General features: G+C 69.5%; 19 protein-coding genes. 13 read left to right on the top strand and 6 right to left on the bottom strand.

Going from position 1 to position 20612, the window contains the following annotated elements:
• Positions 1-46 precede the first annotated feature (46 nt).
• The gene (locus ACFSVL_RS40050) at positions 47-1579 is read right to left on the bottom strand and encodes a S8 family peptidase (protein ID WP_378312298.1); all 1533 of its coding nucleotides are present in this window, start codon (positions 1577-1579) and stop codon (positions 47-49) included.
• Positions 1580-1831: 252 nt separating this feature from the next.
• Here ACFSVL_RS40050 and ACFSVL_RS40045 point away from each other — a divergent pair, with 252 nt between their 5' ends.
• Together ACFSVL_RS40045 and ACFSVL_RS40040 are read left to right on the top strand one after the other, a co-directional pair.
• Entirely contained in the window at positions 1832-4669 is a 2838-nt protein-coding gene (locus ACFSVL_RS40045) for an ATP-binding protein (protein WP_378312297.1), read from the top strand.
• A gap of 30 nt (positions 4670-4699) precedes the next feature.
• Complete coding sequence (locus ACFSVL_RS40040; protein ID WP_378312295.1) at positions 4700-5251, top strand: hypothetical protein; 552 nt, start codon at positions 4700-4702, stop codon at positions 5249-5251.
• On the opposite strand, the gene ACFSVL_RS40035 is transcribed toward ACFSVL_RS40040, so the two are convergent.
• Positions 5244-6362, bottom strand: coding sequence for an MFS transporter (locus ACFSVL_RS40035; protein ID WP_378312293.1), 1119 nt, complete (start codon positions 6360-6362; stop codon positions 5244-5246). The two genes, ACFSVL_RS40040 and ACFSVL_RS40035, sit on opposite strands and share 8 nt — an antisense overlap.
• Before the next feature lie 71 nt (positions 6363-6433).
• Between ACFSVL_RS40035 and ACFSVL_RS40030 the strand changes: the two genes are divergently transcribed.
• Positions 6434-7387: a DUF5937 family protein gene (locus tag ACFSVL_RS40030; RefSeq protein ID WP_378312291.1), complete on the top strand. Its 954-nt coding sequence runs from the start codon at positions 6434-6436 to the stop codon at positions 7385-7387.
• A gap of 104 nt (positions 7388-7491) precedes the next feature.
• Here the strand turns inward: ACFSVL_RS40030 and ACFSVL_RS40025 are convergent, their stop codons facing one another.
• Positions 7492-7956, bottom strand: coding sequence for an SRPBCC family protein (locus tag ACFSVL_RS40025; RefSeq protein WP_378312289.1), 465 nt, complete (start codon positions 7954-7956; stop codon positions 7492-7494).
• A 22-nt stretch (positions 7957-7978) separates the two neighbouring features.
• Entirely contained in the window at positions 7979-8392 is a 414-nt protein-coding gene (locus tag ACFSVL_RS40020) for a hypothetical protein (protein ID WP_378312288.1), read from the bottom strand.
• Between the two features lie 66 nt (positions 8393-8458).
• On the opposite strand from ACFSVL_RS40020, the gene ACFSVL_RS40015 reads away from it, so the two are divergent.
• From ACFSVL_RS40015 to ACFSVL_RS40000, 4 genes are all read left to right on the top strand, one after another.
• Entirely contained in the window at positions 8459-8839 is a 381-nt protein-coding gene (locus ACFSVL_RS40015; protein WP_449224405.1) for an SCO4402 family protein, read from the top strand.
• A 171-nt stretch (positions 8840-9010) separates the two neighbouring features.
• A complete protein-coding gene (locus tag ACFSVL_RS40010; RefSeq protein WP_378312284.1) occupies positions 9011-10216 on the top strand; it encodes an MFS transporter in 1206 nt (401 codons plus the stop codon).
• Between the two features lie 279 nt (positions 10217-10495).
• Positions 10496-11764, top strand: a complete 1269-nt coding sequence (locus ACFSVL_RS40005; RefSeq protein WP_378312282.1) for a GGDEF domain-containing protein — start codon at positions 10496-10498, stop codon at positions 11762-11764.
• A 203-nt stretch (positions 11765-11967) separates the two neighbouring features.
• Positions 11968-12699, top strand: a complete 732-nt coding sequence (locus tag ACFSVL_RS40000) for a hypothetical protein (RefSeq protein ID WP_378312281.1) — start codon at positions 11968-11970, stop codon at positions 12697-12699.
• Here ACFSVL_RS40000 and ACFSVL_RS39995 read toward each other — a convergent pair.
• Positions 12684-13184: a GbsR/MarR family transcriptional regulator gene (locus ACFSVL_RS39995; protein WP_378312279.1), complete on the bottom strand. Its 501-nt coding sequence runs from the start codon at positions 13182-13184 to the stop codon at positions 12684-12686. The genes ACFSVL_RS40000 and ACFSVL_RS39995 overlap by 16 nt on opposite strands.
• Positions 13185-13286: 102 nt before the next feature.
• On the opposite strand from ACFSVL_RS39995, the gene ACFSVL_RS39990 reads away from it, so the two are divergent.
• On the top strand, positions 13287-14840 hold the full coding sequence (locus ACFSVL_RS39990) for a GMC family oxidoreductase (protein WP_378312277.1): 1554 nt from the start codon (positions 13287-13289) through the stop codon (positions 14838-14840).
• A gap of 10 nt (positions 14841-14850) precedes the next feature.
• Here ACFSVL_RS39990 and ACFSVL_RS39985 read toward each other — a convergent pair whose 3' ends face one another.
• The gene (locus ACFSVL_RS39985; protein WP_378312275.1) at positions 14851-15777 is read right to left on the bottom strand and encodes an NADP-dependent oxidoreductase; all 927 of its coding nucleotides are present in this window, start codon (positions 15775-15777) and stop codon (positions 14851-14853) included.
• Between the two features lie 123 nt (positions 15778-15900).
• Here ACFSVL_RS39985 and ACFSVL_RS39980 point away from each other — a divergent pair, with 123 nt between their 5' ends.
• From ACFSVL_RS39980 to ACFSVL_RS39960, 5 genes are all read left to right on the top strand, one after another.
• Positions 15901-16695 (top strand): AraC family transcriptional regulator, encoded by a 795-nt coding sequence (locus tag ACFSVL_RS39980; protein WP_378312273.1) that lies wholly within the window; start codon positions 15901-15903, stop codon positions 16693-16695.
• A 54-nt stretch (positions 16696-16749) separates the two neighbouring features.
• Positions 16750-18333 carry an AMP-binding protein gene (locus tag ACFSVL_RS39975; protein WP_378312271.1) on the top strand — a complete coding sequence of 528 codons (1584 nt, stop codon included), beginning with the start codon at positions 16750-16752 and terminating at the stop codon, positions 18331-18333.
• 34 nt (positions 18334-18367) lie between these two features.
• The gene (locus ACFSVL_RS39970) at positions 18368-19252 is read left to right on the top strand and encodes an amidohydrolase family protein (protein ID WP_378312269.1); all 885 of its coding nucleotides are present in this window, start codon (positions 18368-18370) and stop codon (positions 19250-19252) included.
• Complete coding sequence (locus ACFSVL_RS39965; protein ID WP_378312267.1) at positions 19252-20067, top strand: SDR family oxidoreductase; 816 nt, start codon at positions 19252-19254, stop codon at positions 20065-20067. Before ACFSVL_RS39970 ends, ACFSVL_RS39965 begins: the two co-directional genes overlap by 1 nt.
• 69 nt (positions 20068-20136) lie before the next feature.
• Positions 20137-20547 (top strand): carboxymuconolactone decarboxylase family protein, encoded by a 411-nt coding sequence (locus ACFSVL_RS39960; protein WP_378312265.1) that lies wholly within the window; start codon positions 20137-20139, stop codon positions 20545-20547.
• The last annotated feature ends 65 nt before the right edge of the window (positions 20548-20612 follow it).

Genomic DNA, 20612 nt, shown 5'->3' with positions numbered 1-20612 from the left:
CACGGTGCGCCGCGGCCAGCAGGCCTGCGGCGCACCGTCGCCTGGGTCAGAAGGTGATCGAGAGTCCTTCGATCGAACCGGTGTCGAAGCGGTTGACGTCCCGGACGCTCAGCTTCCAGGTGCCGTTAGCCGCTTCGCCGGAGGCGTCCACGGTGTAGGTGGTGTGCACGCCGGTCGCCTCGCCGATTCCGCCGGATTTACGCAGCGAGTACACCTTTCCGCTCGGGCCGATGAGGTCCACCGCGAGGTCCGCGGTGTAGGTGTGGGCGATGTCGACCTTCACCGGAAGGGCCGTCGCCGCCTTGCCGTCGCAGCTGTCCTGGGTGACCGAAGTGGTCACCGCGTCGCCGGCGTCCGGAATGGCCACCGGAGCGGTGCTCGACTTGACGCCGCACTTCGGGGCGGGCCCGGTGCTGATGAAGGAGACGTTCAGCAGCTTGTTCGGCGACCCGCTGCCCGCGTTCTTGATCACGCCGTCGACCGCGCCGGACACCAGGGCGTCGCGCGCCTGCTGTGCGGTGGCACCCGGGTTCGCGGCGAGGTAGAGCGCGGCCGCGCCGGTGACGTGCGGCGTGGCCATCGACGTCCCGCTCATGTTCGCGGAGCTTCCGCTGGACAGCCCGAGGGACGTGATGTTGTTGCCGGGCGCGAAAATGTCGGTGCAGGAGCCGTAGTTCGAGAACGACGCCCGGTTGTCGTTCTCGTCGGAGGCGTTCACCGTGATCGCCTCCGGCACACGGGCCGGGCTGGTGTTGCACGCGTCGGTCGAGGAGTTCCCGGCGGCGACGGAGTAGACCACGCCGGACGCGATGGACTTCTTGATCGCGTCGTCGCCGACCCCGACCTGGTCCATGGTCAGGCTCATGTTCGCCACGGCGGGCTTGGCCGCGTTCGCGGTGACCCACTCCATCGCGTCGACCGCGGCGGAGTCCGGGCCGTTGCCGGAACAGTCGTTGCCGAGCACCTTGAGCCCGACGATCTTGACCTTCTTCGCCACGCCGTACGTCTTGCTGCCGATCGTGCCCGCGGTGTGCGAACCGTGCCCGTTGCAGTCGATGCCGTCGCCGCCGACGAAGTCCTTGCCGACGCTCGCGCGTCCCTCGTACTCCGGGTTGTCCGGCTTGATCCCGGTGTCGAGGTCGTAGGCGGTGACGCCTTCGCCGGTGTTGGGGTAGGCGTACGCGTGGTCGAGCGGCAGGTTCTTCTGGTCGATCCGGTCGAGGCCCCAGGTCGGGTTCTGCTGGCTGCCGGCGATCTTGGCGGTGCCGTCCTCGTAGACCGCCCGAACGGCCGGGTCGGCGGCGAGGCGGCGCGCCTGCTGCGCGGTCATCCCTCGCGCGGAGAACCCGTGCATCGTGGCCGAGTAGGTGGAGCGGACCTCGCCGCCGTAACGCTGCGTGAGCGAAGCCGCCGAGGACTGCCCGCGGTAAGCGTCCTTGAGCATCACGATGTACTGGTCGCCGTAATGCTGCTTGGCCGGCACGACAGTGCCCTCGGCCGCCTGTGCCACGCCCGCCGTGCCCAGCGCCGCCGCGCCGAACACGGCGAGTGCCAGTGCCGTGGTTGCCTTTCTGCGCATCTGGAACTCACCCCGAAACTCGTCGGTTGCCTGTGACGGAGAGCCACAGAGCCACCACTCTTCGGCTGCCCGCCGGGTCCGAACAAGCGAGGCTGCGGTCCGTAGGACTACGTATCTATTGGCCCGCGCGGGGCCGTCCTACGAAAGTCCGGTAACCGGCCGGGCGGGTTCCGTGCGCACCCGCCGCGACCTGAACTCCGTTCACGAGAAGAATTTTGGGTGCTGTGCCGCTTTTTCCGGACTCGGGAGGCCATGGTGCGCAGCGACGCCGCGCTCGTCGGCCGGGCCGAGGAGCTGCGCTCGGTGGTGGCGGCCAGTGTCCGGCCGCCGTCGGTCGTGCTGGTCGAGGGCGAGGCGGGCGTCGGGAAGACCCGGCTGGTCACGGAAGCGCTCCGGTGCCGCGAGCTGACCGGACGCCGGATCCTCGCCGGGCGCGGGCAGGCGATGCGCGAGCCGTTCCCGTACGGCGCGGTGCTCGAAGCGCTGCAGGACGCCGGTCGCTACCTGCCCGACGCGCGGCCGCTCAACGGCGTCACCGGTGCGCTCCGCCCGTACCTGCCCGAACTCGGAGCCTTCCTTCCCGAGGCCCCGCCTACGCTCGGTGACCGCCGTGCCGACCAGCACCGGCTCTTCCGCGCGGTCCGCGAGGTGCTCGACGCGCTCGGGCCGGTGTTGCTGGTCGTCGAAGACCTGCACTGGTGCGACGACGGATCGCGTCGGCTGCTGCGTTTTCTCACGGCCGACCTGCCGCGGGACACCAGCCTGCTGCTCACCTACCGCCGGGAGGAGGTTCCAGACGGCAGCGCCTTCCGCCCCGCAGCCGGCGCGACGAACCTGCTGCTGGAGCTGCGTCCCCTCGACGCCGACCGGACTCGACTGCTCGCAAGCGAACTGCTCGGCGGCAGCGTGTCCGCCGAGTTCGCCGCGCTGCTGCACGAGCGTACCGGCGGCATTCCGTTCGTCATCGAGGAAACAGTGCGCACGCTGGACGCACAGGCTGCCATGCAAGCCGACCGCATGACTGCGCGCCGAATCCTCGACGGCGTCGCTGTGCCCGCGCGGCTCCGCGAAGCCGCGCGAGAACGCCTCTCCGGTCTTCCGGTGCCTTCGAGACGGATCACGGAGGCCGCCGCGGTGCTCGCGGCACCCGCGTCTGCGCAACTCCTCGGCGCGTTGGCGGGGCTGCCGCCACAGCGGACCAGACACGCTCTCGTCCTCGCTCTCGAACGGCATGCGCTGGTCGAACTCGCGGACTTCCACTACGGCTTCCGGCACCCGCTCGCGCAACAGGCGGTGTACGACGCCATCCCCGGTCCTGATCGGCAAGAACTGCACCGTCGCGCGGTTCCCCTTCTCCGCCAACAGAATCCGGTGCCGTTGGCGCAGCTGGCCCAGCACAGCCGGAAGGCAGGCGCACTCGCCGACGCGCGGCGCTACGGAGAGGCGGCCGCGGACGCCGCGACGTCCGCCGGCGATCTCGCGACCGCGACCGAACTGCTGTGCACCCTGCTGTCGGAACCGGGACTCGATTCGTCCGATGTGGACCGGATGGCGGTGAAGCTGAGCGAGCTGGCCAATTACGGCACCGCGCAACACGAAGTGGCGAGCGCGCTGGAGCGGCTGCTGTCGGACGACCGGCTGTCCCGTACGCATCGTGGGCAGATCCGGCTCAGCCGCGGCCTGCTGCTGATCCGCCAGGCGGGCAGCATCGAAGCGGCGCGCACCCAGGTCGAACTCGCCGTGCACGAGCTTGGCCACCGGCCCGATCTCGCCGGCCGCGGCATCGCGGTGCTGGGCCAGCCGTGGTTCGGGGCCACGCCGGTCGCCGAGCACCTGCGCTGGCTCGGCCGGGTGGACGAGGTCATCGCGAACACGGCCGATCGCACCCTCGTACTGACTCTCCTGGCAAGCGGCCTCCCTTCCCGGCTCCAGATCGGGGACCCCGACGCGCTGGCGGCGATGGACACCGTCTCGACCGCGGTCACGTCGGCCGAACAACAACGCCAGCTGGCCCGATTGCACGCAAACGTCGCCGATGCGTGCGCCTGGATCGGCCACCACCGGCGTGCGGGCAGCATGGTGCGCAGCGCGATCGAACTCGCGTCGAACTGCGGCGCGCCGTATCTGATCGGCATCGCGCGCTCCACCGGCGTGCACACCGACTGGCTCACCGGCAGGTGGGACGGACTCGACGACAAGGCCCGCTCGCTGCTGGCCGACTACCGCGAGCTGCTCCCGATGAGCGGCGAGCTTTCCCTGGTGCTCGGACTGCTGGCGACCGCCCGGGGAGAACGGGACCGGGCCGCGGCCCACTTCGCGGCAGTCGGCCCCGACGAACCGGAGAACGCGGTGACCCCCGTGGTACTCGCCGCGCACGCCGGGATCGCGAGCATGCTCCTGTCGCACTCCGCCGACGAGGCGGCCGCGGCGCGGGCGGACCTCGGGCTGGAGTTGTTGCGCGCCAAGGGAGTCTGGGCCTGGTCCGGCGAGCTGCTGCCGGTCGCGGTGGAGGCGTACTGCCGCGCCGGTCGCGCCGGAGCTGCGGCCGCACTGGTCGAGGAGGCTGAACGAGAGGTGCGCCATCTCGACGCGCCCCTGGCGGCCGTCGCGCTGGTCTTGTGTCACGGTGTTCTTTCCGCGCATCACGGCGACCATGCTCCTGCGGCGAAGTTCTTCCAGGAAGCGGGCGACGGGTATGACCATTTGCCTGCGCCGTATCCGGCGGCGCTGGCCAGGGAACAGTCCGCGCGGAGCAAGCTCGCGATGGGCGAACCGGGTGCGGCTGAGGAATTTCCGGCTCTGGCGGAGGTATTCGCCAGCCTGGGTGCGACCTTAGCTTCCGCCCGCTGCCGCCATACCCATCGCGCGACCGGCGCGGTGGTGCCGTCGAGGCGGGGCAGACGTGGTTATGGCAATGAGCTTTCTCCGCGAGAGCGGGATGTCGCTCGGCTGCTTGCGGACGGGCACACTAATCGGGAGATTGCTGAGGTGTTGTTTTTGTCTCGTCGGACGGTGGAGCAGCATGTGGCTAGTGTGCTGCGTAAATTGAAGGTGGCTTCTCGCGGGGAGTTGGCGACTGCTGGCCGGTGAATCGGGGTGTCGGGTCGGTAGAGTGGCGACATGGATTATCTTGAATGGCGTGAAGAGGTCCAAGGCTGTATACGCCGGTACAGGCCGAGGATCGAGCAAATCTTCTCCGAAGGTTACGTGACGGACCAGGTTGCGGAAACCGGTGCGGACGGTGACTTGCTGCGCCGCGCGGCGCTGTCCGAGCCTCCGGTTCCTGCGAGTCTTCGGGAATTCTACGCCGTTGTCGCCGAGGTCGACCTGGGCTGTGTGCCCAACGGGCTCTACGTCCGGCCTCTCGGGTTCGTCCTTGACGGGATCAACCTCCCGGATCAGCCTGGATGGATACCGGAGGTGACCGAGGAAAGGGTCATCGCCTTTGCTGGCAACGGCGGCGGGCGGGCCTTCTGCGTCGGGTGCGACAGCGGAAAAGTCTACCGGGTCCCGGTGGGCGAGATTGTCGACTCAGTTTACCAAGGTTCCCTTGATTCTGTCGGGCCCGGCGTCGTCGAGAACAGTGTGTCAGATTTTATGTGCCACGTTCTCGAAATTGCCCGGGCGAACATTGCGGATGATTTCGATGACGATTTATCGCTGCTCAGGTGATCGTCGAGGCCGCCAGCATCCCGGCGGCGATGACGGCGGAGCCGACCCCGAACAGCGGCGCGAGCCACAACGGCAGCACGCCCACCGCCAATGACCCAAGCCCGAATCCGCACGCCTGCACGGTGAACGACAGCGAGAACCCCGCCGATCTCCGGTTCTTCGGCAGCAGCCGCTGGAGGTGGACCGAGGTCGCGGCCACCAGCGGTCCGGTGCATCCGCCGATCAGCGTCAGCGAGCCGATCAGCCCGGGCCAGCCCAGGTTTGCCGCGAGCGCGAGTCCGCCGGTGGCCAGACCGGCGAGGAACAGCCGCGGGTCGCCCGTTTTTCCCCGCCACGCACAGAGCGCGCTTCCCGCGATGCTGGCGGCGCTCAGCACGGCGATCACCACCGGCGCGGCCGTATCGGGCGCGCCGAGGCGATGGACCAGGGGCAAGGGTGCGACCTCGATGGTGGAGAGAAGCAGCCCGACGGTGAACGCGCAGCACAGCCACGGCAGGTAGGTGCTCAGCGGTGGTGACGGGACATCATCAGCGGCCACAGCCTCGTGGCGCGCACTCACGCGGCGCGGGACCAGGACTGCGGCCAGCAGGCACACGACGGTCATGGCGGCCAGTGGCAGCAGCGGTCCGGCCAGTGCGAGCAGGGTGACCAGCACCGGTCCGCCGACCAGGGCGCATTCGAGGATGGCCGCGTCGAGCGAAACGGCCCTCGGCAGTAGTTCGTCGTCGACAGTGTCGGCCAGCAGCGTCCGAAAACCACCGGAGGATGCGCCCGCAGCAGCGCCGGGCACCACGACGAGCGCGAGCAGCACGGTGGTTGGCGCTTGCATGGCCGCGGCGGCGGTGAGCAGGGCGAATCCGGTTGCGGCCAGCAGCAGCAAGGTGGTGAGGCCGCGCGGCACACCGACGCGATCCAGGACCCGCGCGAGCGGCACTGCGCCGGCCATCTCGGCTACGACATAGACCGACATCAGGACGCCGCCGAGCCGATACGACCCGACGGTGGCGGTGGTCAGCAAGGTGAACGCGAGCGGTGCCATGGTCGCTGGGAGCCGGGCGAACTGAACGCCCGCCGACCAGCGCCAGTAAGCCCGGTGCGTGAACAACGACATGCGAGTAACGCTCGTCCGGCCCCGTGGTGCGGCATAGTGATTCGGGTGGAGCCGAATGAGGTGGGCTTGTCGTGATCGAGCTGGCCATGACTGCGGCGGGCAGTCAGCGCATCCGGTTCGCGATCTCGCCGCTGGAGGAAGTGCTCGGTGCCGTGCAGACCTTGCTGGGCGTCCGCGGGCATCCGATTCACCTGCCGTGGGTGTCCAGCGCTCCGGCTCTCGACGACCTCGGTGTCCCCGACCTGGCAGCGGTGCTGAGTGCGCCGCACTACATCACGGAGTTCTTGAGCCCGCCGCCCGATGGCCCGGAAACGACCGCGGAAGCACAGCTGGACGCCGTTCGCGCCACGCCGTCCCGCCAGGTCGCGCTGGAGCTGGCGATGGTCGACGCCGACCTGAGCGGCCTGCCCGACGACCCGGCGACCGCGCGGGACCTGCTTGCCGATCAGCTCGAGACCGTCTGGAACGCACTGCTCGCACCGGCCTGGCCCACGCTGCGCGAACTGCTCACCGCCGACATCGCACACCGAACGCGGCTGCTCGGCGAGGGCGGGCTCGCCAAGGCGCTGGCCGAACTGCACCCGCACGTGCGGCTGGCTGGGACGTCCATCCTCGTCGACGTCCAATCCCGGGCACGGCTGGACATCGACGCGCGCGGGTTGCTGCTCATCCCGGCCGTGTTCGCGTGGCCGAACGTCGGAGTGGTGACAGTGCCGCCGTGGCAGCCCGCCCTGTTGTATCCCGCTCGCGGTGTCGCGTCGCTGTGGGCTCCGCCTGCTGAACCGCCCGACCCGCTGACCCGGCTTATCGGCCGGACACGCGCACTCCTGCTGGCTTCATTGGAACGGCCCTCGGCGACCGTTGACCTCGCTCAGCAGTTGCGCCTCGCGCCAGCGACAGTGTCCGAGCACCTGACCACATTGCGCGCGGCCGGGCTGCTGGTCAGCGACCGCAGCCGGCATCGCGTGCTCTACCGTCGCACCGCATTGGGCGACGCGCTGCTCCAGGCTGGGCCACTCCGGTGAGCGCGGCACAGAGCGGCCGCCGTCGACGGCTGCAAACACCGTATGGCAATCGCGTTGGAAGGCTTCGTCTCCGGCGGATGTCTTGTCACGGAAGGAAAAGGCGGTCAGCTGGCCGGGCCGGCTTCCGCGGCGGCCTTGACGTGGTCGTTCCGGATCCGGATGAGCCGGGGCAGGTACCGGTTGAGCACGGTGAGTTCGGCGACGGTCCCCAGCGGGCCGAGCGGGGCGGCGAAATCGATGACGTCGCGCATGAGGGTGCCGCCGTTCCCGCCCGAAGCGAAGTAGTGGGCGTGGTGCCATCGCTTGAACGGACCGGCGACCTGCTCGTCGACGAAGTATCCGGGCGGGTCGCAGGCGCTGATCAGGGAGGTCATCCGCCAGCGGAGGCCGAAGTGCCTGGCTTGCCAGGTGACGGTGTCGCCCAGCTTCATCCGGCCGGAGGTGACGCCACCGATGGCCCGTTCGCCGGAGCCGGCCATCGAGGCGGTGTGTATCTCGACCTCCAATGAGACCTCGAAGACGCGCTGCACGGGTGCTGCGATGGCGGTGGTGACTTCAATGCGCGTCATACGCCCGACTCTACGACTTGGTTCAGTCCGTGGCGGGTACACCGTAGTACCGGTGGTATTCCGCTGACCGGCTTTCGACGGAGAACTGCTCGAAGTCGCCGGCTTCTTCGCACTCAGTCAGGTAGGTGAGGGCTTTCTGCGCCAGCGGGCCTGGGTGAGCGCCGAGAAACGTTTTGGTCGCGTCCAGGCCCGCGCCGCACAAGAGTTGCACGTCGATCGAGAACTGGGAGTCCCAGCCGGATGTTTTGGCCTCCCAGATGAGCAGCACGTCGTCCAGCGAGCCGTGGTGGAACAGCTGTATGCAGCAGACCTTCATCAGGTCGGTGTCCGCGTCGAGTCCGTCTTGCATCGCTGTCTTGAGGAGGCTGCGGACCTCGTCCAGTTGGCTGCCGGTGGGGTGCAGGCCGTACTGCTCGAGGAGATCGTCTTCGGTCACCTGGTGGAGGGTACGGCTGGAGGAGGGGAGGGGGCACCTGAATTCCCGGCTCGCGGCGGGTCGATCATGGTAAAATCGCCGAGAACAGGCGGATCGGCGGGCGGAGTTGACCACATCGTGCGCGAGATTCGCTTTCCGGGGATCAGAACCCAGATCGTCTCTGCGATCGTCAGTTTGTCGGACCGTGAGTACCAGGAACGGGTGTGGATCCGTCGCGAACTCCCGCGGCCGGGTTACTACGATGAATTCGACTTGGCGGTGCACTCGCTCTTCGACGACTCGCCGATTCTTCCGTCGCCGGCTCCCGGCTGTGTCGGGGAATTGATCCACGCCGACGAGGAGGTTCCGCTCGCTCGGCTGGGCGAGGTGCTCAGTCCGCTGATCGACGAACTCGGGGACGTTTCCGATGCCGAGTACGTGCACAGTGCACAGTGCACAGTGGCCTGAGGTCGTTCGCCGCGCGAAGGCCGTGCGGGAAGCGATGGAACGAAACGACGGAATCCGCCCCCGTTGACGAATCGTTGACGAATTCGGCGGTGCGCGCTTCAGGACGGCGACCCGGGAATCCCGTACCTGCGGGGGTGTGCCCGATCGCCGGTGATCGGCCAAGCTGGGCGGGTGGCGACGTATCGGCAAGTGTTCGGCAGGGCGGAGTTCCGGGCGCTGTTCGCGAGCATGGTGGTGTCCGTCGCGGGGGACCAGTTCGCTCGGGTCGCGTTGTCGTTGCTGGTTTTCGACCGGACGCGGTCGGCGGGCTGGACCGCGGGGGTTTACGCACTGACCTATGTGCCGTCCATTTTCGCCGGGCCCTTGCTGTCAGGGCTGGCGGACCGGTGGCCGCGGCGGCGGGTGATGGTGGGCGCGGATCTGGTGCGTGCGGGGCTGGTCACTCTGATGGCGATTCCCGCGCTGCCGTTGCCGGTGGTGGCCGCCCTGCTGGTGGTGGTGCAGGCGGCTGGCGCGCCGGGCAACGCGGCTCGGGCGGCGACTGCGGCGGCGGTGTTGCCGGGCGAGGAGTTCGTGCTCGGCAAGGGAATGCTGGACATGGTGGTCCAGCTCGCCCAGGTCGTGGGGTTCGCTACGGGCGGCACGCTGGTCGCGTTTCTCGGGCCGGGGCAGGCGCTGGTCGCGGACGGGGTGACGTTCGTGGTGTCGGCGGTGGCGGTCGGTTTCGGGGTCCGGGCGCGGCCGGCGCCGGGGGTGCCGGAAGCGCGGGACGGGACGCGGCTGGGGCGGTGGTGGGCTGACCTGCGGGCCGGGACGGTGCTGGTCGCGCGGACGCCCCGGTTGCGTTCTCTGGTGGCTTTGGCTTGTGTGGCTGGGTTTTACGTCACGGTCGAGGGGCTGGCGGCGCCGTATGCGGAGTCGATCGGCGGGTCGGCGCAGGCGGTCGGGGTGCTGCTCGCGGCCAGTCCGGCGGGGACGGTGCTCGGGATGCTGATCGTGTCCCGGCTGCCGTCGCCGGTGCGGATGCGGTTGCTCGGGCCGCTCGCGGTGGCGGCCTGCGTGCCGCTTGTGGTGTGTGCGGTCCGGCCGGGGTTGGTGGTGACGGTGGTGTTGTGGGGACTGTCCGGGATGGCCAGTGCTTATCACTTGCCGGCGTCGGCGGCGTTTACGTTGGCGGTTCCCGATCATCGGCGGGCGCAGGCTTACGGGCTGGCCGCGACTGCGTTGACCACCAGCCAAGGAGCCGGGATCGCGTTGGCCGGGCTGGCGGCGACCGCGGCGAGCGCGAGCACGGTTCTCGCGGTCGCCGGGGGATTGGGAGTGCTGACGGCGGGCGCGGCTTGGCACCGCGCCCGCCGTGCTTTCGCGACCGGTTAGCGGGTCCACTCGTTTCCGCGGCTGCGGTCCCACTCGTTTCCTCGGCGCGTCCACTCGTTGCCCTGGCAGCGGGTCCATTCGTTGCCGCGGCCGAAACGGGTCCATTCGTTGCCGGGTGCGTTGCGCATTGTGATGCCTTTCTCGCGGGGGAATGGTCCGGCCGGCCTATCGACGGCCGGTGACACATGCGATTAGTGTGGTGACTCTTAGTTGACAGGGACGGATACCAGCGTGACTGGTGAGGGTGTCAGGCGCATAGCGAGGTGGGGGCTGTGGTCCTTGCCGCGCCCCGCGCTGTGCCTGGTGCTCGCCGTGGACGCCGTCGCGGTCGCGATCACCGTACTTTCGTCGGTTTCCGTTGCGGTCACCCGGACCCAGTGGCTGTGGTTCGCCGTCCTCGCCGCGGCCGCGATCGCGCATCTGGAGGCGGTGCGCACGATCGAGCGCCGCCGCGAGCAGGCGTCGAAGAAAGCGCCGTACACGAATCTCAAGAGCCTGTGGGTGTTCGCCGCGCTGCTGGTGCTTCCGCTGCCGCTCGTCATCGCGCTGGCCGCGGTTTCGTATTGGTATTGCTGGTACCGGGTTTACGGGCCGACGATTCTGTTCCGCAAGACCTACTCCGCCGCCACCTTCGTGCTCGCGTCGGCCGCCGCTTCCGTTGTCCTGCACGGTGTCGAGCCCAGTGCGGTCGGCGCGAGGCTGCCGCACGACGCGTGGTCGCTGCTGCTCGTGACGGTCGCGGCGGCTATTTGGTGGTTGGTCAATTACGCCTTGGTCGTCGTCGCGATCGGGCTGTCGGCGCACGAGGAAATGACCGTCCGGCAGGCGTTGGGGCCTCCGGGCGACCAGTTGGTCGTCGCCTCGGCGCTGGGGCTTGGCGCGACCATGGCGGTTCTGCTGGTCCACGAGCCGTGGGCGCTGCCCGCGCCGATGATCGCCGTGCTGTGCGTGCATCGCGATCTCCTGCTGCCCCAGTACTTGCGCGCGTCCCGGACCGACCAGAAAACCGGTTTGGCGACGCCGGTGTACTGGGCCGACGTCGTCACGGCGGCGCTCGACCGCGCCAAGCTCAGTCAGACCCGTCTCGGCGTGCTGTTCCTGGATCTCGACAAGTTCAAGGCCATCAACGACACCTACGGGCACCCGGCCGGCGACCAGGCCATCCGCGCCGTCGCCGACCTCGTCCGCGCTGAGGTCCGTTCCGAAGACCTCGTCGCTCGTTATGGCGGGGACGAATTGGCGATTCTGTTGCCGGGGCTGAGGCCTGATCAGTTGCTGACTGTCGCCGAACGGATCCGTTCCCGGCTCGCGGATACGCCGATCGTGCTCACGGCCACCACGGACGGGGAGACGCGCACGCTTTCCGGGGTGAGCACCTCGATGGGGGTCGCGTCCTATCCGGAGAACGGTGCTTCCGCCGAGCAGTTGCTCACCGCCGCCGACGGTGCCTTGCTGCGGGCCAAGCAGAACGGCCGCAACCAGATCAGGCAGGCGGACATCGCGGTGCTGGCGCGGCTGAATCCTGGCGAGACCCGGCCGTCTGCCTGAATCGTTCCTCGCGGGGACGTCCGGCGGTCGAATCAGCGCCGAATGCCGAAATTGTTGACGGGATCCGGAGTGGGTTATTTCGGCTGCCGGAGGGTGCTCGGGGATGGCGTAAGCGCAGAATGGCCGAGCGGTAGCCTTGGGTGACCAGATTGCGCTAATTGGCGTAATGACAGAGTCTGAATGGCCCAAGGGGGGTGGTGACCATGGACGATCCTGATCCTGGTCGTGCTGTAGACGGGGGCGCCACGCAGAACACGATCTCCGGCCCGGCGAACGGTGCCGTGGTGCAGGGGAGAGACATCAATACCGTCCGGATCTCGACGCCGCCATGCCCGCTGCGGAAACGGCGTCGCCGCGGGCCGGTGGCCGCCGGGGTCGTGCTGGCCGCCCTGCTTGCCGTCGGGGCGGGACTGGCGGTCAGCCGGGCGGGATGGTGGCCGGTGGCGGACAAGCAGCCAGTCCAGCCGATGCCTTCACCGGCCGCGCCGCCGACCGTCCCGGTGCCGCCGTCGACGTCGGCCGCGCCGCCGGTCGCCAGTTCCGGTCCGCGGCCGGCGAGTCCGGCGATGCGAGCCCCGGAGCGCTCGGCAGCGGCCTCGACGACGAGTGCGCCGCCGAGGGCTTCGCGCCCGATTCCGGTCAAGCCGGGGCCTCGGATCGTCAACGGGGGACCGTGCGCGTTCGACGCGCTGTGCTTCTATCGCGGGGCGGAAACCGTCAGCGCGCGGTACGACCTGCCGCGGACCGGCGATCCGGTCAGCTGTGTCACGGTCGTCCCGGGCGATCCCGGTTTCCAGGCATTGGTCAACGGTTCCGACTACGGCTATTTCCTGTATCCGCGGCGCGGCTGCCAGGGTTCGCCGGTGCGGGTCAGTCCCGGCCCGAACCGGCATCTGAGCCTGGCGACGCCGGTCTTTTCCTACTCCGCGTGGTGAACGGAATCCGTCCGGACCCGGTGGGAGTACTCGGCCAGAAGCGCTTCGAGCTGTTCGGTCATGAAGACGTAGTAGTCGCGCATCTGCCGCAGCCGGCCGCGCTGTTCGGCGGCCAGGTGCTTCCCGCGTTCCTGCGCGCTCTCGGCCAGTTCGAGCAGTTCGCGGGTCGCGGTCACCTGGTGCTGCAGGCAGCCGAGCCAGGCGTCGTCGCGCCAGCGGTAGACGAACTGGCGGCTGCCGGGGTTTTTGGTGCGCTCGACGACGCCGTTGACCATCAGCAGCCGGGTCATTTCGGACACCGAGCCCTTGCTCGCGCCGAGCGCGGCCTGGAGCTGGGCGAGCGTCAGCGGTTTCTCGCTCAGCATCAGCACGCCGCTGGTGCGGCCCGCCGTCGGCGGCCAGCCCATGGCCCGGCCGATGCGCAGGCCGAAGTCCTCGACGAGAGCGTTCTCGACGAGCTGGCGGTCGCTCGCGGGCAAGGTCATCGGCGCACCTCACTGTAACTCAGGAAAAACTGAACGTTCACTCTTGACTGAACGTTCGGCCGGGGACCATTCTAGCCGCCACGACGGCGAAGGAGCAGGCACATGGCGGAGAGCGGCTGGGATCTCATCGTGGTGGGTGCCGGATCTTCCGGAGCGGCGCTGGCGGTGCGCTCGGCCGAGCGGGGCAAGCGGGTGCTGCTGCTCGAAGCCGGTCCGGACTACCGGTCGGCCGAGATGCACGAGGCGTGGCGCTCGCCCAACCCGATCGTCGCCCTGCTGCATCCGACCGCGGCCGAAGACCTGGTGTGGCAAGGGCTGGACGCCACGCGGACGGACCGGCAGCAGCCCGCGCTGTACTGGCGCGGCCGGGGCGTCGGCGGCAGTTCGTCGATCAACGGGCAGATCGCGATCCGCCCGCCGATGGCGGATTTCGCCGACTGGGCGCTGCCGGGCTGGGCTCCGGAGGACGTGCTGCCGTACTTCGCGAAACTGGAGGACGACGAGGGTTTCGGCGACGAGCCCGGGCATGGCCGCGGCGGCCCGATCCCGATTTACCGGACGCCGCAAGAGAATTGGGGTGCCGTCGACGCGGCGTTGCACCGCTCGGCGATCGCGGCGGGATACGGCTGGGCCCCGGACGTGAACGCGCCCGCGGGCGGCGGTGTCTCGCCCTATCCGATCAATTCCCGTGCGGGGCGGCGGGTTTCGGTCAACGACGCCTACCTCGAACCTGCCCGTGCGCTGCCGAACCTGACCGTTCGCGGGGACGCGCTCGTGGATCAGGTGCTCTTCGAAGGCAGCCGGGCGATCGGCGTCCGGGTCGTTCTCGGCGGGACGGTCACGACCGAACTCGCCGACACGGTCGTGCTGAGTGCGGGCGCGATCCACACGCCGGCGATCCTCCAGCGCTCCGGCGTGGGACCGGCGGATCGCCTGCGGCGGCTCGGCATCGACGTCCGCGCGGACCTGCCCGCCGGGCGCGGCCTGCAGGACCATCCGATCGCGATGGTCCAGCTCCCGTTGACCGAAGCCGCCGCGATCAAGACGCCGGACGACCGGCACACCAACGTCTGCGTCCGCTTCACCAGCGGCCCCGGCGCGCCCGAGGGCGACCTGATGTTCGTCTCGATGAACCAGAGCGTGCTCGCCATGGCGTTCGCGGACACCGGGGCCGGGGCGGGCGCCTACGGGGTGTGGCTCAACCAGAACTACTCGCGCGGCGAGGTCAGCCTGCTTTCGGCCGACCCGGGCGTCCAGCCGTTGGTGCGCCAGCGGATGCTCTCCGACGAACGCGACCTGCCGCGGCTGCGCGCGGGGGTGCGGGCGGTGGTCGAGCTTGCGCGCAGCGCCGAGACCGCCCCGATCCTCGGCGGCTCGCTGGAGAGCGCGAACGAGGCGCTGTTCGCCGCGCTGGACAACGACCGCGAACTCGACGACCACCTGCTGGCCACCGTCGGCGACTCGCAGCACGCCACCAGCACATGCCGGATGGGCGACCCCGGGGACCCGGACACCGTGGTCGATCCGGACTGCCGGGTGCTCGGCTTCGACCGCTTGCGGGTGGTCGACGCGTCGATTTTCCCTTTCGTGCCACGGGCCAACACCAACCTGGCCGCGATCATGGCCGGCGAGCTGATGGCGGAGCGGCTCGGCTGACCGCGGCGGGTCAGAGGGTGAGGACCACCTTGCCCTGGAGATGACCGCCGTCCAGCAGCCGGTGTGCGTCGGCGACGCGTTCGAACGGGAACGTCGCCTGCACGTGGACGCGGAGCTTGCCCTGCTCGGCGAGTTCGACGAGGCCGCGCAAGGCGATCGGGTCCGGGTCGACTCCGATGCCGCTGAAGCGCATGCCCGCGGCCTCGAACTTCCCGATCAGGTCCGTGTCTTCGTCGGCGACTGCGGTCACGAGGTGGCCTCCGGGCCGGAGCACGCCGAGCGACCTCTCGGCGGTGTCGCCGCCGACCGTGTCGAGTACGAGGTCGATGTCGCGGACCACCTCGGCGAAGTCGACCGTCGCGTAGTCGATGACTTCGTCGGCGCCGAGGCCCGTGACGAAGTCCCGTTTGCTCGCGCTGGCGGTCGTGATCACGTGCGCGCCCAGTGCTTTCGCGATTTGGACCGCGACGTGGCCGACTCCGCCGCCGCCGGCGTGGATCAGGACGCGGTCGCCCGCGGTCACGCCTCCGAGGTCGACGAGTCCCTGCCACGCGGTCAGCCCGACGATCGGCAGCGCCGCCGCTTCGACGTGCGAGAGGGCGGTCGGTTTGCGCACCAGGTGCAAGGCCGGCGCCGCTACGACCTCCGCATACGCGTTAGCCGCGCGGGGAAACATCGGCATGCCGAACACCTCGTCGCCGGGCCGGAACCGCCAGGTCAACGCCTCCTCGACGACACCGCTGACATCCCAGCCGAGAATGAACGGCGGCTGGCCGAGCAGCGGGAACTCGCCGTCGCGCAGCCGCGCCTCCAGCGGGTTCAGCCCGATCGCCTTGACCCGGACGGCGACTTCGGTCGGCATGGGCCGGGGTTCGGGCGCGTCCGCGATCGTGAGCACTTCGGGACCGCCGAACTTCTGCTGGGTGATGACTCGCATGATTCTCCTGGCTTGGGGTGAAACCGGCACACCTCGACGATCGTCGCCGCGCGGCGGGCGTGCCACCGGTGTCCCGCCAGGAAAATGCGATAACCCGCCAACCGGGGACTAGGCTGGGTGCCCATGACCGAAGCTGCCAGTGAGCCGGTGTTCTGGACCGACGATTCGGCGTTCTGCGGGCCGCTGGCCCACGGCGAGGACGTCGCCGCGCACTTCCACGACTTCGGCCAGCTCCGGTACGCCGCTTCCGGAGCGCTGGTCACCGTCACCAAGGCTGGCACCTGGGCGGCACCGGCGAACCGGATCACCTGGGTGCCGCCTTTCCACGTGCACCGCAGCCGCTCGTACGGCGAGACCGACGTCCGGTTGCTCGGGGTCCCGGCGGAACTCGCCGAGCGCCTTCCGGCGGAGCCCTCGGTGTTCGTGGCCAGCCCGCTGATGCGCGAGGCGTACCTGGCGTTGCTCTGCGAGAACGAACCCGCCGACAGCCCCCGCGCGCGGCTGCTGCTCGAGGTCGTCCTCGCGGAGCTGGTTCGCGCCCGGCGGGAACCGCTGCGTCTCCCGGAACCGAGCGACGCCCGCCTCAAGGCCGTCACCGACCTGCTGCACGCCGACCCGGCCAGCCCGGCGACCCTGGCGGAACTGGGGCACCGGACCGGCTCCAGCGAACGCACGCTCAGCAGGCTGTTCGGCAGCGAACTGTCGATGAGCTTTCACCAGTGGCGCACGTTGCTCCGCGTTCAGCGGGCGCTGCTCGAACTCGGCGAGGGCACCTCGGTCACCGACACGGCGATCAGGCTGGGCTGGGCGAACCCGAGCAGCTTCATCGAAGCCTTCACCGATCTCGTCGGCCAGACCCCCGGCCGTTACCGCGCCGCGGCGCGTGCGGCCGGCACCAGTGTGGCGGGTTATCCGTAATTGCTGGCGGAACATCGGTGGCACGCCCACGGGGGCACCACCGATGGTTGAGGCATGTCTGATCCCGTCCACGAGCGGAGCGCTTGCGCCGCAACGGCTTCCTCCGGCGTGACGCTGGGCGACCTGATCGTCCAGGCTCTCACCCGGCACAGCTCGGCCGAGGCCTTCGTCGCCGGCGACCGGCGGCTGACCTACCTCCAGGTCCGAGATCTCGTCTCGCGGTACGCCGCCGCGCTCGCCGGGCGCGGAGCGGGGCTCGGAACGGGGGTCGCGATGCTCAGCCCGAACATGCCCGAGTCATGGATCGTCCAGGCCGCGACGTACCTCCTTGGCGCGCGCTTCACCGGCCTTCAGGCGCTGGCCTCGATCGAGGACCATGTCGTCGTCTGCGCGGACGCGGGGGCCGAGGTGCTGGTGGTGACCGCGCCGCTGGAGGAGCACGGACGCCAGCTCGTCGCCGAGGCCGGCTCGCTGCGGCAGCTGCTGGTGATCCCGGCCGCGGGCGGCCCGCCCGAGGGCGACCATCCCGCGGCGCGGCCGCTCGATCCCGGCCCGGCCGCCGAAACGGACCTCGCGTGGCTGCAGTACACCGGGGGAACGACCGGTAAACCCAAGGGCGTGCAGCAGCCGCATCGGTCGATGGTGCAGATGGTCTACGCGCACCTGGCCGATTTCGAACAGCCGCGCTCGCCGCGGTACCTGGCCTCGGCTCCGCTCACGCACGCCGCTGGGCTCGGCGTTCTCCCGACGCTGCTTCGCGGGGGCACCGTCGTGATCGAGCCGGGCTTCGATCCCGGCCGGTTCCTCGACGTCATCGAGGCGGAACGGGTCAACTGCGCCAGCGGCATCCCGACGATGATCTACACGCTGCTGGACCACGAGCGCCCGGAGACGAGAGACCTCTCCAGCCTCGAGGTGATCTGGTACGCCACCGGGCCGATGTCCCCGGTGCGCCTCGCCGAGGCCCGCGAGCGCATCGGGCCGGTCTTTTCCCAGATCTACGGGCAAACGGAGTCGACGGGCATCGGGACGGTGCTGCCCAAGGCCGCGCACGAGACGGCGAGCCTGGAGCGGCTCGCGTCCTGCGGCCGTCCGGTCGTCGGGAACCGCGTCCGGCTGGCCGGCGAGGACGGGCACGACGTCCCCGTCGGCGAGGTCGGCGAGATCGTCATGCGCAACCGCGGGGTCATGCTCGGCTACCGGAACCTTCCCGAGGAGACCGCGGCGGCGCTCGAAGGCGGCTGGCTGCACACCGGAGACCTGGCCCGGCAGGACGACGAGGGGCTGCTCTACATCGTCGGCCGCAAGAAGGACATGATCATCTCCGGCGGGTTCAACATCTACGCGAGCGAAGTCGAGGCCGCACTGACCGCGCACCCTTCGGTCGGCTCGGCGGCGGTGATCGGCGTGCCCGACGACCGGTGGGGCGAGAGCGTCGCCGCGTTCGTCGTCGCGCGCCCCGGCCACGACGTCGACGTTCCCGCGCTCCGGTCCTTCGTCAAGCGGGTCAAGGGCTCGATGTACTCGCCCAAAAAGGTCGTGGTCGTCGATTCGCTTCCCCGGACGACGGTCGGAAAAGTGGACAAGAAGGCGTTGCGCGCACCTTATTGGAGCGACTCGGCGCGCGAAGTCCACTGATTTTTTCTCCATTATTCACGAAAGGCGCACGGCATTGACGACACCGGCACCCCGGCTCATCGACTTCCATTCGCACTGGGGAACCGAGCGCGGCTGGAAAGGAAGCCCGTATGAGACCGCCGAGGACCGAGAGGCCCTCCGGGGCTACTTCAAATGGGGCATGAATTTCGTCAGCGACGAAGAGCAGGCGGCGCAGTTCCGGCAGGCTAACGCCAAGGTGATGCTCGACTTCGCGTTCACCTACCAAATGGACGACGGTGCGCTCCGGGACCAGCACGACTACGCGTTCGGCTTCGCTCGCGAGCATCCCGACGTCGTGCTCGGCAACTGGATCAGCATCGACCCGACGCGGCCGGGCCATGTCAAGGAGTTCGAGCGCTGCCTGAGCGAGGGTCCGGGGCTGACCGGGCTGACGGTGCACTCGTTCACCCCGGCCGGACCGCCGGACCAGCCGGGGTGGGAGGACTGCCTGAACCTGTGCGTCGAGGCCAACCGCCCGGTGCTGGTCCACGTGGGCATGTCGGCGACCGGGGCCGGCACCCGCGGCGGCATGGGCATCACCCTGGAGGGCTGCCACCCCCGGTATGTCGACCGCCTCGCGGCCGCGTATCCCGCCCTGAACGTGATCGCGGCGAGGGTGGCGTGGCCGTGGCAGGCGGAAATGATCGCGGTCGCGCTCCACAAAGCGAACGTCTGGATGGAACTCCACGGCTGGTCGCCGCGCTACTTCCCGGAGGAACTCAAGCGCGAGATCGGGAAGCGGCTTCGCAAACGGGTGTTCTTCGGCGCCGACTACCCGATGCTCGGCCACGAGCGGCTGGTAGCGGAGTGGCGTGCGCAAGGCTTTTCGCCGGACGTCCTCGAAGACGTTTTCTCGGGCAATGCCGAAGCATTCCTCGCGTCGATCGGAGTCGAGTGATGGACCTGGGACTGACCGGGAAAACAGCCATTGTCGGCGGTGGCAGCGACGGCCTGGGTTTCGCGATCGCTGAGCGCCTTTTGCGGGAAGGCGCCTCGGTCACGATCTTCGCGCGGCGCGCGGAGAAGATCTTGGCCGCCGCGAAACAGCTCGCGGGCGAATACGGGGAGGAGCGGGTTCTCGGGCTCGCCGCCGATTGCTCGGTCGAAGCCGACCTCGAGCGGGTCACCGCCGCGACGCTCGACCGGTTCGGCAAGGCAGTCCACGTCCTGGTCACCAACGACGGCGGACCGCCGATCCGCCGGATCTCGGAACTCTCCGACGACGTGTGGCGCCAAGCCTTCGAACGCCACTTCTTCTACGTGGTCCGGTCCGTGCGGGCGACGCTGCCGCACATGACGGCCGAAGGGGGCAGCATTCTCAACGTCGTCTCGGGTGTCGTCGAGCGCCCCGCTGTCGGAATGGCGGCACCCGTTTCGGTGTGGTCCGCGGTGATCGGCTACGCCAAGACCCTGGCGCTGGAGGCCGGGCAGCACGACATCACCGTGAACACCCTGTTGTCCGGCTACTTCGACACCGCGCTGCTCGGCCGGACGCTCGACCGGCAGCCGGAACTCTCGAAAGCCCGGCTGGGGAGCGGGTTGCCGAGGGGACGTATCGGGGAGCCCCGGGAGTTCGCCGACGTGGCCGCCGCGCTCGTGTCGCCGAATCTGGGATTCGTCACCGGCGCGGTGATCCCGGTCGACGGCGGGGCCGGCGTCGGGATGGGCGCGAGCTTCGATTCGGCGTCCGCCCCGGAGCGCCCGCCGCGCTGAGCGCCTTCCCTTCGCGGTCTTCCTGTATTACGGTATTACGGTAAGCGCAGCCAACGACCGGAGGACCGGATGACCGCCGCCACTGAGCAGGACCCGCAGGGCTACATCGACGACATGGCGCGCAAGCGGGGTTACGTGCTCGACTACCACAAGGTGATGGCCAAACAGGACTTCGCGGTGCTGCAGGCCGCGAATGGCCTGGTCGGGGCCGCGTACCTCGACCAGCGCACGCTGGACCGCCGGACGAAGGAGCTGATCTTCATCGTCAGCCTCACCGTGATGCGCGCGGCGAAGGGGCACATCCAGAGCCACATCAAGGTCGCGCTCGACCTGGGCGTCACCCCGGCGGAAATCCTGGAGGCGATCGAGATTTCCCTGCCGGAGGCCGGGATCGTGGCCTTCCAGACCGGGTTCGAAGCCTGGCGCGAGGTCGTCGGCGCGGACGGGCTCGAACCGACCGTGGAAGCGTTCCATGGCTGACGCCGTCACCTTCATCGGACTGGGCACGATGGGGCAGCCCATGGTCCGCAATCTCGCGCGGGCAG

The organism is Amycolatopsis silviterrae (assembly GCF_042684085.1).
Taxonomy (GTDB): domain Bacteria; phylum Actinomycetota; class Actinomycetes; order Mycobacteriales; family Pseudonocardiaceae; genus Amycolatopsis; species Amycolatopsis silviterrae.
This window is presented reverse-complemented; position numbering and strand designations above follow the sequence as displayed.